We start from the raw sequence: 14,539 nt of genomic DNA on the forward strand, positions 1-14,539 counted from the left end.
GGGCTGGGCGCATCGACCGCTGATCGGTCCGGGACGGGGCGGAGCCGCCGTAGTACTCCGAGACCGGGAGAGCCGGCCACATGGGGAAGGGCGGCCCGGGGGACCGGTGACCCCGCGCGTCGGCGGCGACGCTGTCGCGTCCGACCGGCCACAGATTGCGGGTCTGTGACGCCGTCCAGGCGGGTTTCAGGCATCGTAGGCGTAGATCCAGCTGTTCGCCGAGCGAGCGCGGACATCGGCCACATCTTCGTCCTCGACGTCCCCACCACCAGGCAGCTCCACCGGCGCTGCCCCCGTGCCCTGCAGCGAATCTCCCACCGCACGGTGGACAGGGCAAGACCCCCTGTCACACCGGGCCACTCGGGCGGGGCGCGCCCGACGCACCCTGCGCCGGTAAGCCAGCAACTGCCCGATGATGTACGGATGGTGTTCATGGGCAGTGGACGCCCGATGACGCCGGTGGAGCCGATGAGTACCTCGCCCTCCGGAATGACCGGAATCTCAGCGACATGGCGGACGGCCCGGCCGCCCGCCCACCCGAGTCCACCGACTCCGCCGCGATCTTGGGCTGACGACCGCAGCCGCAGCCTGATCTCGACTTCGCCACCAGAGGCAGTGATCAGTACTTCGCCGGGATCGGGCGCCGTGCGGGCCGGGACTGGAGCTCAGGCACAAGGTGTGGTTCGTGCGCAAGTCGGACGGGGGAATTTCGCCCGGCGGCCGGGCCGGTGGCTCAGGACTGCAAGAATGGCCGGGTCAGCCGTTCGGCGTACAGCGGCGGGCGCGTCGCGTGCCCCGGAGCTTATGCCTCCGACGAGTGGGAAGCCCTCAGCCATGACCACCCAGCGCAGCTCCGGGGAGCGCACTGCTTTTGTCCACCAGCTCAAGGTTGCTCTGGTGGGGATGAAACCTCCGGTGTGGCGGCGGCTGGTGGTGCCTTCGGACATCGCCCTGAGGTCGCTGCACGACGTGATCCAGGTGGCGTTCGGCTGGGAGGGCATGCACCTGCACGTCTTCGAGGACCGCGCCGGCGGACGGTACGCCGCTCGGGAGGACCTCGACATCCCGGTCTTTGACGAGGAGGAGGCCGGCCTCGCGGATGTCCTGCCGGGCACCGGCGACCGCATGGACTACACGTACGACTTCGGCGACGACTGGCTGCACCGGATCACGGTGGAGGCGGTGCGCCCCGCCCGGGAGGGTGAAGGGGAGCACGCGGTGTGCGCGGGCGGGCGCCGGGCCATGCCGCCCGCCGAGGACCTCGGCGGTGTGTGGGGGCTGGCCGGGCTGCTGGAGCGGTACGCGGACGGGGAGCGGCCGAGCCCCACGCTTGTCCGGCACGGCGGTGAGGAGTGGGCGGAGTACGACGGCCTGCACGACGAGGTGCTGGCCGGCCTGTACGAGGTGGGCTTCGACCCGGTCGCCTTCGACCCCGCCGAGCTCACCGGGGAGCTCGCGCAGGTGCCGCTACGTCGGGCGGTGGGCACGAAGCGGAAGAGGCACGGCGGGCCGGGTGGGCGCCAGGTTCCGCCGGGGAGATACCGGTGCGAGTGCGGTGGTCTGCACCCGCTGCCCGGAGGCGCGGGACCGCTCGCCGAAGACGACGAGTCGGACGACGAGGTGTCGCTGTCCGATGTCCTGGGCGCCGTGGGCTTGCGGTTGCCGGCCGTGCGGCTGCCTGGCGAGGCGGAGCTGGCCCGCGCGGTGCGCGAGGTGCCCGCTTTCATGGCGGCCGTGCGGCTCGGGCACTGGTGCGGCGGCGGTCGGGAGCTCACCCCGAAGGGGGTGCTGCGGCCGAAGCTCGCCCGGCAGGCCGTGGAGGAGGCCGAGCTGTGGCGCGTCGACCCCGACGGGTGGGGTGATGCCGAGGAGCGGGCCGCGTGGCTGGCGAAGGTCCGCAGCGCGGCTGACATGGAGCCGCTGGCTCTGCCCTGGGACTGGGCGCTGGACTGTGGCTTCGTCGAGGTGGAGGGCAACCGGGCGTACGCCGGCGACGAACTGCCGGACCAGGACGATGACGCGGCGCTCCTGTCTGCCTGGCAGGAAGCGGTGGCGGGCGCGGCGGTCGAACTCTCGCTCTCCTTCCCTGCGTTGGACGAGTGGCCGGGCGGGCTGCAGCCGTTGCGGGAGCTGGTCGAGGAAGCCCCGCCGCTGGTGTTCTTGATGCTGATCGCGGCGTACGGGCTGCCCGAGGGGGAGTGGCTGGCCGTCGACGGCTTCCTCACCGACGGCATGGAAGGGCTGCCCGAAGGCCCGGCCCGGCGGCTGGTCTCGGCGCTCCTCATCGGCCAATATCACGACACCGCCGGGACTCTGGAGCTGTTGGGCGCCGCCGAACGTGAGGGCCACGAGCCTCCGCCGACGGACGCCGTGCTCGCGCTGCTGTTTGACGGGCCCGACGGCGGCATGCGGGGCACGCCGTCCGTCGGCCGCTTCCGGCTCACCACGCTGGGCCGCTCCGGCCTGCGCGCGCTGCTGGTGGCGGCGGGCGTCCCGGCACCGGTGATCGGCTCGCTCGCCCAGGCGGACGCCCGCGCACTGCTGGCCGCGCTCCCTGCGTACCCCTCCGAGACGGACGTGGCGGCGGAGGTGGCGGGCTGGCTGGCGGCTCGCCCCGCGGCGGACGCGGCTGTCCAGGTGGTGGACGCCTGCGACGGCACGGAGCCGGCCGACGCCCTGCGCCGCCTGCAGGCCCCGCGGGTGCTGGCCGCCATACTGGAGGCGGACCGCACCGGGCGGGCGAAGGCGGTACTGCGCAAGGCCGCCCTCTCGAAGGTCACCGGCTGTGCTCACGCGGCGGCGTCCATGTTGCGCCGGATCGGCGAGCCTGCCGTGGGGGAGGACGCGTGGGGCCTGGAGTGGATGCTGGTGGACGGCGTGCTGCCGTTCGTCGCGGCGGGCGAGCAATTGCTACGCGAACAACTGCTGGCAGGTCCCGAGGAGGGCAGGCGTCCGCTCGAGCAGCTGGCCGAGCGCGCCGACGACCTGTGGCGGGCCGGCCACCCGCACGCCGGCGAGGTGCTCGGCGCGCTGGCCGATGCCGTCAAGCCCGTCGACAAGGCCCTGGCCAAGCGGCTGCGGAAGGCCGCGTTCAAGGTGGGGAGCGCCAAGTGAGCCTGCTCGTGAGGGAGATCGGTGCCGAAGCTGTACCGCTCGTCGATCCCGCTGCTACCGCCTGGGCCCGCGAGCGCCTCGTCGCCGGCGGCTGGGCGGCCGTGTTCGCCCCTGCCGAGCCGGGACAGCCGGCCCGGCTCGGCCGTCTGGTGCTCTACCGGTCCGCTGCCGACGCCTGCCGCGTGCCCGCCCAGGCCGCCGCGCCGGAGGCGGTGGAGCGGGTCCGGCTGCCGCTGGTCCTGCCGCACGGCAGCGGGGTGCGCACCCGCACCGTCGATGGGTGGGCGCTCGATCCCGGTGGCGCGCTCGCCCTCCTGCTCGACCTGCCCGGGACCGGGGTCCATCCCTCGCTCCTCGCGTGGGCAGCCGTCGCCCGGCTCGCCCTTCGGCTGCTGGGCGAGGGACGCCTGTATCCGGCGCTGACCTCCGACACGTACACCACCTGGCGCTTCGGGCCGCCCGGTGCGAAGGGCAAGCGGGACCTGGACGCGCTGGCCGCCGCCCTGCCGCCGTACGCCCACAACCTCCCCGCGCCCCCGGCGGACGACCAGACCGTACGAGTCGCCGAACCGGCTGCTCTGGTACGGGAGTTCTGCGACGCGCTCGCGGACGCTCTGCCGCGCACCCCGGCCGCTGGCCGGGCCGTGCCCGGCAACCCGTACGCCGACCGTGCGACCGCCCTGTATCCGCGCCTGGCCCAGTGGGCGGCCGAAACCGCGGCCGAGCGGGCCGCGCAGATCAGTGTGGAACTGCGGGTCGAGCCCCCGGCCGGGCGGCGCCGTGTCTTCCACACGGTGCTGCAGCTGCGGACCGCGGCCGACCCGTCCCTGGTCCTGGACGCTGCCGAGTTGTGGGCCGATCCGGTTCGCGCACAGCACCTGCTCGGTCCGCGCGCCGAGGAAGAAGCGCTGCTCGCGCTGCGCCGCGCCGCCCGCGCCTGGCAACCGCTGACCCGCCTGCTCGCCGAGGCCGCCCCCAGCGTGCTGCGGCTCGATGACGAGGAGGCCATGGAGCTGCTGGGGGACGCCACCGACACATTGCGTTCGGCGGGCGTGCGGGTGCACTGGCCGCGTGAGCTGGTCAAGTCCCTCGAAGCGCACGCGGAGATCGGGGCGGCGACCGCGCCCGGCGCGACCGTGGACACCCTGCTGGGCCGCGACGCCCTGCTCGACTTCTCCTGGCATGTCGCGCTCGGCGGCGAGAAACTCACCGAGGCCGAGCTCGACCAACTCGCCGAGGCCCGCCGTCCGCTGGTCAAGCTGCGCGACCAGTGGGTCGTCGCCGACCCGAAACTGGTGGCCCGCCTCAAGCGGCGGCGCAGCCGCGAACTCGCCCCGGTGGACGCGCTTCAAGCGGTGCTGACCGGGGAGGTGGAGTGGGACGGTGAGCGCGTCGCGGTGGAGGCGGCCGGCACCTTCGGTGAGCTGGTGGACCGGCTGCGCGACCCCGAGGGCCGCACCCCCGTCCGGGCGCCGGAGGGCCTGACCGCCACCCTGCGCGGCTACCAGCTGCGGGGCCTGGCCTGGCTGGCGGACATGACCCGCCTCACGCTGGGCGGAGTCCTCGCCGACGACATGGGCCTCGGCAAGACCGTCACGCTGCTCGCCCTCCATCTGCACCGCCAGGAGCAGCCCGACACCGCGGGTCCCACCCTCGTGGTCTGCCCGGCCTCGCTGCTCGGCAACTGGCAGCGCGAGGCCGCCCGCTTCGCCCCCGCCGTGCCGGTACGCCGCTACCACGGCGGCGAGCGCACCCTGGACCACCTCGCCGGTAACGAACTCGTCCTGGTCACCTACGGCGTGCTGCGCCGCGACCGGGAGCGGCTCGCCGCCGTGAAGTGGTCGCTCGTGGCCGCCGACGAGGCCCAACACGTCAAGAACCCGTACGCCACCACCGCCCGCGAACTACGTGCCCTGCCCGCCCGTGCCCGCGTCGCGCTCACCGGCACCCCGGTGGAGAACAACCTCTCCGAGCTGTGGGCACTGCTCGACTGGACCACACCCGGCCTGCTCGGCCCGCTCGCCGCCTTCCGCGACCGCTTCGCCAAAGCCATCGAGCGCGGCGCGCTGGGCATGGACGACGACGCGGAGACCGCCGAACAGGCCCGGCAGGCCGCCGAGCAACTCACCCGTCTCACCCGCCCGTTCCTGCTGCGCCGCCGCAAGTCCGACCCTGGGATCGCCCCCGAGCTGCCGGCCAAGACCGAGACCGACCACCCCGTCGCCCTCACCCGCGAGCAGGCCGCCCTGTACGAGGCGCAGGTACGCGAGGCCATGGCCCTCATCGAGAAGGCGGACGGCATCGCCCGCCGCGGCCTGGTCCTCAAACTCCTCACCGCGCTCAAACAGATCTGCAACCACCCCGCCCACTACCTGCGCGAGGCCGGCCCGCTGCCCGGCCGCTCGGGCAAACTGGAACTCCTCGACGAACTGCTCGACACGGTGGTGGCCGAAGGCGAGGGCGCCCTGGTCTTCACCCAGTACACGCAGATGGGCAAGCTCCTTCAGCGGCACTTCGCCGACCGCGGAGTACGCGCCCGCTACCTGCACGGCGCCACCGCCGTCCCCCGGCGCGAGGAAATGGTCGCCGCCTTCCAGCAGGGCGAGTTCCCCGTCTTCCTGCTCTCCCTGAAGGCCGCCGGCACCGGCCTCAACCTCACCCGCGCCACCCACGTGATCCACTACGACCGCTGGTGGAACCCCGCCGTCGAGGACCAGGCCACCGACCGCGCCTACCGCATCGGCCAGGACCGCCCCGTCCAGGTCCACCGGCTCACCACACAGGGCACCGTCGAGGACAGAGTCGCCCGCCTGCTCGGTGCCAAGCGCGCCCTCGCGGACCAGGTCATCGCCTCCGGTGAGGCCGCCCTGACCGAACTCTCCGACGCCGACCTCGCCGAACTCGTCGCACTCTCCAAGGAGTTCGAGGCATGACCCCCGCCCGCAAGGCACCCCGTACCGGCAGCCGCGCCTTCGCCACCACCTGGTGGGGGCAGGCCTGGGTGGACGCCCTGGAGGCCTCCACCCTCGATTCCGGCCGCCTCTCCCGCGGCCGCACCTACGCCCGCAAGGGCATGGTCGGCCCGGTCACCGTCACCCCCGGTGTGCTGCGCGCAGAGGTCGAGGGCAGCGCCCCCTGGCCGTACGACGCGGCGGTGCACCTGCGCGTCCTCACCGACGCCCAGTGGGACACCCTCCTCGACGCCATCGCCGCCCAGGCCGGCCGCACCGCCGCCCTCCTCGACGGCGAGATGCCCGCCGACCTCGTCGACGACGCCCGCACCGCCGGCATCCCCCTGCTGCCGGAGGCGAGCGAACTCGACCCCGAGTGCTCCTGCCCCGACTGGGGCTACCCCTGCAAGCACGCCGCCGCCCTGTGCTACGCCACCGCCGCCCACCTCGACGACGACCCCTTCTGGCTCTTCACTCTCCGCGGCCGCACCAAGGACACCGTCCTCGCCGCGCTGCGCACCCGGCGCCAGGCCCGCACAGGCGCCGCGCCGGAAACCGGCGGCACGCCCCGCGGCCGGGGCGTGCCCGCCCGCGACGCGTTCGCCTCCTTCGACGGCGTCTTCACCCCGCCCGCCCCACAGACCGAGGGAACCGAGAGCCCGCCCGCCGACCCCGCCGACCCCGGGTCGGTCCCTTCCCCCCTCACGACCACGCCCCCACCCGACGCCCCCTTCACCCTCGACGACCTCGAAGCCCTCACCCGGGACACTGCTCAGCGCGCCCGCGCCCTTGCGGCCGGACACACCGCCTCCCTCACCTGCACCCCGCTCGACGACGCCGTACGCCTCGCCGCGAGCGGCGTCGGCGAGCACTGGTTCCATCAACTCGTACGCTCCACCGGCCTGCCTCCATTCGACTTCGCCCGCCTGGTCCGCGCCCAGCGCCACGGCGGCCCGGCCGGCGTCGCCGTCGCCCGCGCGCCCCTCACCCCCGACCCCGCTGCCATGGCCGCGGCCCGCGCCGCCCTCAGCGACCCCGACAACGCCGACAACACGGAGACCGAGGACGACACCGCGGGCACCGTGCGGGTACGCGTCTGGCGCAACCGTCTCACCGCCGATGACGAGGGCGTCCAGATCCGCCTCGGCCCCGACAATCGATGGCATCCCTACATCCGCGAAGGCCGCAGCTCCACCACCCGATGGTGGCCCTGTGCCCCCGCCACAGCCGACCCCGTCGCCGCTCTCGTCGCGGCCCGTACCGCCGCCACGCGGAACTGACGGATTAAGCTGGCCGGGGCGCTCGATGGAGGACACGATGACGACCGCATGGGACGCGCTCCCGCCCTGGATGCTGCCGCCTCGGCCGAGTGGTTGGGAGGCCGATGACCTCGACAACGCACCCGACCTCCCACGACACACCGAGCTGATCGATGGAGCGCTGATCTTCATGGTGTCCCCGCAGCGGTCCTGGCACGCCCGCGTCGTCACCCGGCTTACGACCGCACTGGACGATCAAGCTCCCGAGGGATTCGTGATCGACCGGGAGATGACGGTCAAGCTGAACGAGAAGAACCGGCCCGAGCCTGACGTCCTCGCTGTCACGGCCCCATACGACCCGAACCGTACGTGCTACCTCCCCGACCAGGTCGCCCTCGCCATCGAAGTCGTCTCGGATGAGTCCGCCGACCGCGACCGGTCGCTGAAGCCGTTCAAGTACGCGCAGGCGGGTATTCGGCACTACTGGCGTGTCGAGGAGGAAAACGGCCTCCCCGTCATCCACACGTACGAGCTGGACGACACCACCCGCACCTACGTAGCCACCGGTATTAGCCGCGATCGCATGAAGACCGCGGTCCCTTTCGGCATCGACATCGACTTGCCCCGTCTCGTCCGCTGATTTGATCCAGTGCATCGTGGCCACGGGCGCGTCGACGACCTTCTGCACCGCGTCCTTGTGCGACCGTGACGTTCGCGGTCGCCGCCCGCGGCTCCAAGGCGTCTCCGGTGTCGGACAGCGAGGTGTCGATGTCCTTCCACACCCCGTCCCGCTGGCAGCTGAGGCTGAACCGTGCTCCCCGCTCCGTGCCGGTCGGGTTGGGCCTGCCGTCCGCCCAGTCCTGGACCATGCCGGTCAGGGTCCAGTTCGACCAGTTCGGCGGGCAGGAGGAGTTATAGCCCCAGTGCCCGGCGGTGACCTCGAACTGCGCCTTCACGCTGTCCCCGTCGGCATCGGTCACCGTAGCCGACAGTGTCGGCGCCGTACACGAAGTTCGTGCTGAACACCGCCCCGCCAGCGGCCCCTGTGATCAAGTGCACCGCGTACCCGGCTGGCGTCTGGACGGCCAAGGCATCCGGCAGTGTGCCGTGTACGCTCAACACGTCGAGCACCGACGGCGCGCGCGGTCGTTCCTGCTGGCCGTGCTCGCCTCCGCCGGCGGCGCCGCCCGGGCCCGGATCGCTGGCGGAACAGACGCGCAGAGCGGCCTGGTGGGCTTCGGGCGCGCGGCCGAACTGCTGAGCCGGGAGGAACGCGCGATCGCTTGGGGAGAACCGAGCCTTCTCGCCACGGAGTTGGCGCTCCAGCACCGTGATCTGGTGACGCAGGGCGAGGATCTCTGCGTCTTTGTCCCGGTCGCTCATGGGCAGCAGGCGCAGCACGGCGAACGCGTTCGTCACGGTCAGGTAAGCCAGTCGCAGCAGCACGACCTGCCATCATGCCGGGTGGTCTTCAGCCGCGCGTGAGTACCGATTCGAGTGCCCGTGCTCGAGAACCCGTGCTCCCCACACACCGGCTCCCACCTGGGTGGATGAGGTTTTCGGCAAGGGCAGGGCGTAGTACCTCTGGGACGAGGACTGCGTGAAGGCGATCCCGCGGCCGGTCAGCACGGCCTCCAGACATTTGTCCACGGTGGAGACTTCGGCTTGGCATTGGCGCCTGCCGCTTGCCCGAGTACATCGCCAGGATCGCGGCAGCGATCTCCGGGGCCGGCTCTGGCCAGGGCTGCGGCGGCACCGACACCACGCTCTCCACCCTGAGGACAGACACCACAAGCCTGTCGCAGAGCCATGATCCACAATCGGTCCGGTGCGTCCCACCTCAACCCCGGATTTAACCGCCAGGATCGCGCACCGTCGATCCCCGCGACAACGGAGGCCTCGGCTCCGCATATGCAGAGAGGCCCGCCCGCCCCCTGCACTGAGCGCGGGGACGGGCGGGCCTGCGTCGGCCTTACGGCTTCACGCGCACGACCTGCGGCTCGTGGTCGCTGGTCTGGTCGGCGAACTCGGAGTTGATGTGCACCACGTCGTAGCTGACGTGCTTCATCGCCGGGTTGACCAGGATGTGGTCGAGCACCTGCGAGTTGCCCTGGTACACGTAGGAGTAACGCTCGGCCTGGGGCAGCGTGTTCACCAGGTCGGTGAGCTGCTTGCCGTTGCCGGTGAGGGTCTGGACCGCCGGCGAGAACTGGAAGTCGTTCAGGTCACCGAGGACGACCAGGTTCGCCTTCGGGTCGGCGGCAAGCAGCTCCTTGATGAAGGCGTTCTCCACGGCCGCCTGCTGCGTCCGCTGCACCTCGGAGCTGCGGGTGGGCACCTGGAAGCGGCTGTCGACACCCTGGTCGCCGAGCTTGGAGGCGAAGTGGTTGGCGATCACGAAGAGCTTCTTGCCCTGGAAGGTGAACTCGCCGACCAGCGGCTTGCGGCTGGAGTTCCAGGCCGAGTTGGTGGGGTCGATGCGGCCGGGGGAGACGGTCAGCGCGGTCTTGTCGCCCTTGCCGGTGATGCCCACGGGGGTGGTGGAGGTGCCTCCGGGACGGTCGGTGAAGCTGACCCGCTTCGGGTTGAAGAGGTACGCGGTGCGGATGTTGCCGCCCGGCTGGCCGCCGTCCTTGTCGTTCTCCGGGTTGATCTGCCGCCACTCGTACTGCGGGCCGCCGGCCGCGGCGATGGCATCGGTGAGCTTGTTGAGCGTCTTGTCGGCGTCGACGGTGCCGTCGTCGACCGCGCCGCTGTTGTCCTGGATCTCCTCCAGAGCGACGATGTCGGGCGAGCGGAGGTTGTTGATCAGACCCTGGGCGAGCCGGTCGTACTTGGCCTGCGGGTCCTTGGGGGCCAGGTTCTGCACGTTGTACGTGGCGAGGGAGGCCTCGTCGGACTTGGCCGCGGTGGTGACCTCGGGCTTGAGGCCGCCACTCTTGAGAATGCCGATCTCGCGGGCCTGCACGGCATAGGTGCCGCCGAACTGGTTCCAGTCGAGCGGGCCCTCGGTGATGCCCTTGAGCGTGTCGCCGACGTCGGCCTGCGGGAACGCCTGGTTGGTGATCAGCGTCTGGACCATGAGGCGGGCGGGGTTGGGGTCGTTGTACGACCCGTAGTAGACGCCGCCGCGCTTGGTCTTGTTGTGGTTGGGGTCGACGGTGACCCACATCTCGTTGTACGAGTTGGCCGCGCCGACCACGCGCGCGTCGGAGAAGCGGACGTTCATGCCCTCGAGGGACTTGAACAGGTCCAGCGCGTACTTGTTGGGCTCAAGGGTGAGGCCCTCGATGCTGCCGCCCCTCGCGTCCGGGGCGAAGCCGGCCGGGATGCTCTTCTTGTCGAGGACGACCGGAGCGGGCAGCTTGTTGCCGGTGGAGAGGGTGGTGACGATCGGCTTGGCGATCTCGTTGACCGAGAGGCCGCCGGCGTCCTTGCCGCCCGGGTAGTACTGCGAGATGTAGCCGGAGACGCTGACGCTGTCACCGACCCTCACCGTGGGGGCGGAGCTGGTGTAGACGAAGATGCCCTCGCTGGTGCGCGGGTCGTTGTCCGCGTTCGGGTCCTGCATCCAGAAGCCCTTGGAGGCACCGGTGCTGCGGACGCCGATGACGATGCCGGTGACGTCCTTGACGTCCTTGCCGGCCAGCGGGGAGATCCGGGTGGTGCCCTGGATGTCGTGGATCTTCGCCGAGACAGCGTTGGCGGGCGGCGTGGGCGTCGGGGTCGGCGACGGTTCGGAACCGTCACCGGTGCTCTCGCCACCGGAGTTGTGCGGGGTGGGGTCGCCGGAGGTGAAGTCTGCGGCGTTGTCCTCGGTGTCGACCAGGGTCTTGCGGAAGACCGACTGGGTGTTGCTCGCCCCGAGGGCCTGGCCGGAGCCCTTGAAGACGACGGCGGTGCCGAAGCCGACCAGGTCCTTGATGCGGGAGTCGGCGAGGCAGTCGGCCTTGGTGACGCAGGTGAGCGGGTCGGTGCCCTGGACCAGCGCGACGGTGCCGGTGGTGGCCGACATGTTGATGTTGCCGGTGGCGTCCGGGGTGGGCAGGGCGGTGGTGCCGCCGGTGCCCGCGGCCTCCTGGATCAGGTAACGGCCGTTGCCGGCGAGTGAGCCGGTGAGGGGGGTGGCCTGCCACTTGGTGGTCGGGCCGGGGTTGCCCGACAGGTACTGGACGGTGTAGCCGGAGAGGTCCAGCGAGCCGGAGCCGGCGTTGGCGAGCTCGATGAAGTCGTTGGTGAGGATGGCGCCGGAGTTGCCGCCGCCGCCGTACACCTGGGAGATGACGGCGTCGGCCGACGGGGTGGCGAAGGCGGAGTGGACGCCCACTCCGGCCAGCACCACCGAGCCGGTGATCGCCAGTGGTATCAGCCGCTTGCGCAGCGGAGCAGCGCGGTGCTTCGCAGGGCGGATCATCGTTACATCGCTGGAATGCGACACAGGAAGGGGCTCCTTGGTAATTGGGAAAGGGTGAGGGCGCGTTAGGAAGCGCCGATCACCCGGATCCGTTGTCAACGGACGGGGCATGGCGCGTACTTAAACTACGCGCGTAGAAACACCCCGAAAGCGCCTGCAAGTTGAACCCTCGGCCAACTGTTTGCCGACACCTGGCTCTCCCGACGCCCCGTGTGCGTGTCGGCATGAACAGTGGTGAGCCGATCTGATGGGCGCGGCGGGCAGGCTGCGTCTTGTATCGGTCGGACGGCTGGCGAGGTGACACCCCGTTCAGAGAGGACCGCGGGGGCGAGGTGACACACCGTTCAGTGAGGACCGGCGGGAGGGTGGTCAGCCGAGCGTGAAGTAGGCGAGACTGCCCAGGCCCGCGAGGGTGCAGTACACCGCGAACGGGGTCAGGGTACGAGTCTCGAAGTACCGGGTGAGGAAGGCCACCGCGACGTATCCCGCGGCGAAGGCCGCGATGCTGCCGACGATCGCCTGACCGCGGACGCCGTCACCCGCAGGACCGAACAGTTCGGGTACCTTCAGCATGGCAGCGGCGCCGATGACCGGCGTGGCCAGCAGGAAAGCGAACCGGGCCGAGTCCTCGTGCGACAGTCCCCGGAGGATGCCCGCACTGATGGTCGAACCGGATCGGCTGATGCCCGGGAAGAGAGCCGCGATCTGCGCCGCACCGATCACCGCTCCCTGAAAGAAGGACAGCCTGGTGAGCCGACGGTCGGACAGATCCTCCGGGTCCAGGTCCTCCTCGCCGGCCGCCGGTGCATGCCCCGCCCGGCGCCGACCGGTGCCGCCCCGGCGCAGCCGCTCCGTCATGTACAGCACGAGGCCGTTGAGGGCCAGGAAGATCGAGACGGGTATCGGCTTGCCCAGTACGGCCCTGACGAAGTGCTCCAGGAGTAGTCCGGCGACTCCCACCGGGATGGTGGAAATGATCAGCAACCAGGCGAGCTTCTGCTCGACCGTCTCGATCCGTCGATCGCGGACGGACGTGAACAGCCCACGGGTCACCTTCACCCAGTCACGCCGGAAGTAGACGACCAGAGCCAACGCCGTGGCCAGGTGCATGCCGATCAGAACACTCAGATACGGCGAACCCTCCGCCGAGACATCCAGGTCCCGCGCCCAGTGCCCGCCAAGTAGCGCCGGCAACAGGATGCTGTGGCCAAGACTGGAGACCGGGAACAGTTCGGTGACGCCCTGGAGCAGGCCGATAACTACGGCTTCGGGATAGGTCAAGGTCGACATCCACAGACTTTCATTCAACAGGATGCTTCGGGAGCGTCAGCGCGGCCGGGGGAACGCCACGGCACGCCAGGCCAGATGTCCTACAGACGCTGCGACTTCTCCCCACATCTCAGCGCCAGAAGGTGAACGGCGGCCAACGCCCCGTACGGTAGCCCGCTACTTGCGCATGAACGCAAGTATGCCTCCGGTTAGGCCCGAAAAATGCCTGTATTTGATATTGCTGATTGGCGTCACGCCCTCCTGGCATTTGCTCACTTGCGCGACTGTGCAACTAATGGCGGCACTCCTTCGTCTCACGGGTGGAAGAGGGGCGATGTCGACGGCAAGCAGGGCCCGTTGCCCCATGTTCAGGATCAGCGAGAGCGGGCGTATGCGTGATCAGCAGGAACGGACCGTCGGTGGCGTCGGTACGCAAGGGCGGGGCCGCCCGCCCGAGCAGGCGCGGGTGGTCGCGCAGCGCGGGGCCGGGGGACGCGCGCCGTCCCAGGACGAGCCGAGCAGGCGACGCTCGCCTCGAGGAACGGGTGGCGCGTCCCGGGTCGGCGGGCCCGGGATCGGCACAGCCGCCGCAGCACTGGCAGGCCCTGCGCTGTTGGGGGTAGCGGTGGATGCCGTCGCGGATCACGGTCCCGGTTGGGGCGTGGTGTCCGGGGCGACGGCAGGCGGACTCCTCGCGGCCCTTCTGGCGGTTCGCGGTCGCGTACTGGGGTGGGTGGCCCCGCTGCCGGTTCTGGCCGTGGCCGTTGTCACGGCCGGATCGGTGCTGACGTCCGGCGGTCCGCCTGAAACACGACTGGTGCGGTGGGCCGTGGCGGCGTTCCCGGCGATGGCCGCCGCGGAGTGCGCGGTGCTCGTCGTGGCCCTGGCGGCAGCTCTCCTCCGGTTCGGCGTGCGGAGGGCCCGCGGTGTCTGAGTCCACAGGGCGCCGTCGGCGCCGGGCCGCTGTCCGCAGTGGGCGACGCTCGTTGGGGATACGCGCGCTGCGCGTGGTGGTGTGGACGGCGTCGTCGGCCCTGCTGCTGGGATGCGGAGCGACCTGGTACGCGTACCACACCCTGATGGGCGGGCTCACCACGTCCAACGCCTTGGACGCGGTGCGCAAGAAAGCGCCCGCGCACCTGGACAACGCCGTGAACCTGCTGCTGATCGGCCTGGATTCGCGCAAGGACATGAACGGCAACGACCTGCCCCGGAGGTTCGTGCAGCGCGAACTGCACGCCGGATCCAGCAGCATCGGCTACTACAACACCAACACCCTGATCCTCATGCACATCCCTGCCGGTGGCGGCAAGGTCCAGGCGTTCTCCATCCCCCGCGACGACTACGTGCAGACCCTCAACGGTGACGGCTCCGCACAGGGCCACTACAAGATCAAGGAAGCCTACGCCAACGCCTACACCGGCGCCCACGACAAGTACGCCCGGCAGGGTGTCAAGGGCGCCGATCTGGAGGCCAGGAGCCGTGAGGCCGGGCGCGAGGCGACGCTGGCGACGGTGCAGGACTTCACCGGC

Annotated in this window: 10 protein-coding genes; 7 read left to right on the plus strand and 3 right to left on the minus strand. The window is 71.0% G+C overall.

The features are described 5' to 3' along the window. Window positions 1–834 precede the first annotated feature (834 nt). The 5 genes from ACIQFZ_RS41870 (at window position 835) to ACIQFZ_RS41890 (ending at window position 8,242) form a co-directional block, all read left to right on the plus strand. The gene (locus ACIQFZ_RS41870) at window positions 835–3,114 is read left to right on the plus strand and encodes a plasmid pRiA4b ORF-3 family protein (RefSeq protein ID WP_402693811.1); all 2,280 of its coding nucleotides are present in this window, start codon (window positions 835–837) and stop codon (window positions 3,112–3,114) included. After that, the gene (locus tag ACIQFZ_RS41875; protein ID WP_402693812.1) at window positions 3,111–6,047 is read left to right on the plus strand and encodes a DEAD/DEAH box helicase; all 2,937 of its coding nucleotides are present in this window, start codon (window positions 3,111–3,113) and stop codon (window positions 6,045–6,047) included. Before ACIQFZ_RS41870 ends, ACIQFZ_RS41875 begins: the two co-directional genes overlap by 4 nt. After that, complete coding sequence (locus tag ACIQFZ_RS41880) at window positions 6,044–7,345, plus strand: SWIM zinc finger family protein (RefSeq protein WP_402693813.1); 1,302 nt, start codon at window positions 6,044–6,046, stop codon at window positions 7,343–7,345. Before ACIQFZ_RS41875 ends, ACIQFZ_RS41880 begins: the two co-directional genes overlap by 4 nt. 37 nt (window positions 7,346–7,382) lie before the next feature. After that, a complete protein-coding gene (locus ACIQFZ_RS41885) occupies window positions 7,383–7,964 on the plus strand; it encodes a Uma2 family endonuclease (RefSeq protein ID WP_402693814.1) in 582 nt (193 codons plus the stop codon). Between the two features lie 65 nt (window positions 7,965–8,029). Continuing rightward, entirely contained in the window at window positions 8,030–8,242 is a 213-nt protein-coding gene (locus ACIQFZ_RS41890) for a hypothetical protein (RefSeq protein ID WP_402693815.1), read from the plus strand. Here the strand turns inward: ACIQFZ_RS41890 and ACIQFZ_RS41895 are convergent. From ACIQFZ_RS41895 to ACIQFZ_RS41905, 3 genes are all read right to left on the minus strand, one after another. Then, window positions 8,237–8,770, minus strand: coding sequence for a hypothetical protein (locus tag ACIQFZ_RS41895; RefSeq protein WP_402693816.1), 534 nt, complete (start codon window positions 8,768–8,770; stop codon window positions 8,237–8,239). The genes ACIQFZ_RS41890 and ACIQFZ_RS41895 overlap by 6 nt on opposite strands. A 526-nt stretch (window positions 8,771–9,296) precedes the next feature. Further along, window positions 9,297–11,738: an endonuclease/exonuclease/phosphatase family protein gene (locus ACIQFZ_RS41900; protein WP_402693817.1), complete on the minus strand. Its 2,442-nt coding sequence runs from the start codon at window positions 11,736–11,738 to the stop codon at window positions 9,297–9,299. Between the two features lie 369 nt (window positions 11,739–12,107). Further along, window positions 12,108–13,028 carry an undecaprenyl-diphosphate phosphatase gene (locus ACIQFZ_RS41905; protein ID WP_402693818.1) on the minus strand — a complete coding sequence of 307 codons (921 nt, stop codon included), beginning with the start codon at window positions 13,026–13,028 and terminating at the stop codon, window positions 12,108–12,110. A 712-nt stretch (window positions 13,029–13,740) separates the two neighbouring features. Here ACIQFZ_RS41905 and ACIQFZ_RS41910 point away from each other — a divergent pair. Together ACIQFZ_RS41910 and ACIQFZ_RS41915 are read left to right on the plus strand one after the other, a co-directional pair. Continuing rightward, window positions 13,741–13,941, plus strand: coding sequence for a hypothetical protein (locus ACIQFZ_RS41910; protein WP_402693819.1), 201 nt, complete (start codon window positions 13,741–13,743; stop codon window positions 13,939–13,941). 52 nt (window positions 13,942–13,993) lie between these two features. Beyond that, window positions 13,994–14,539: LCP family protein (locus ACIQFZ_RS41915; RefSeq protein WP_402693820.1), on the plus strand; the 546-nt coding region annotated here is incomplete at its 3' end.

The organism is Streptomyces sp. NPDC093064, from assembly GCF_044754605.1.
Classification (GTDB): domain Bacteria; phylum Actinomycetota; class Actinomycetes; order Streptomycetales; family Streptomycetaceae; genus Streptomyces.

Excerpts from the sequence above, each read along its gene's own strand:
- ACIQFZ_RS41870 (WP_402693811.1), top strand. The coding sequence starts at position 835 with ATGACCACCCAGCGCAGCTCCGGGGAGCGCACTGCTTTTGTCCACCAG.
- ACIQFZ_RS41880 (WP_402693813.1), top strand. The coding sequence starts at position 6,044 with ATGACCCCCGCCCGCAAGGCACCCCGTACCGGCAGCCGCGCCTTCGCC.
- ACIQFZ_RS41885 (WP_402693814.1), top strand. The coding sequence starts at position 7,383 with ATGACGACCGCATGGGACGCGCTCCCGCCCTGGATGCTGCCGCCTCGG.
- ACIQFZ_RS41900 (WP_402693817.1), bottom strand. The coding sequence starts at position 11,738 with ATGATCCGCCCTGCGAAGCACCGCGCTGCTCCGCTGCGCAAGCGGCTG.
- ACIQFZ_RS41905 (WP_402693818.1), bottom strand. The coding sequence starts at position 13,028 with ATGTCGACCTTGACCTATCCCGAAGCCGTAGTTATCGGCCTGCTCCAG.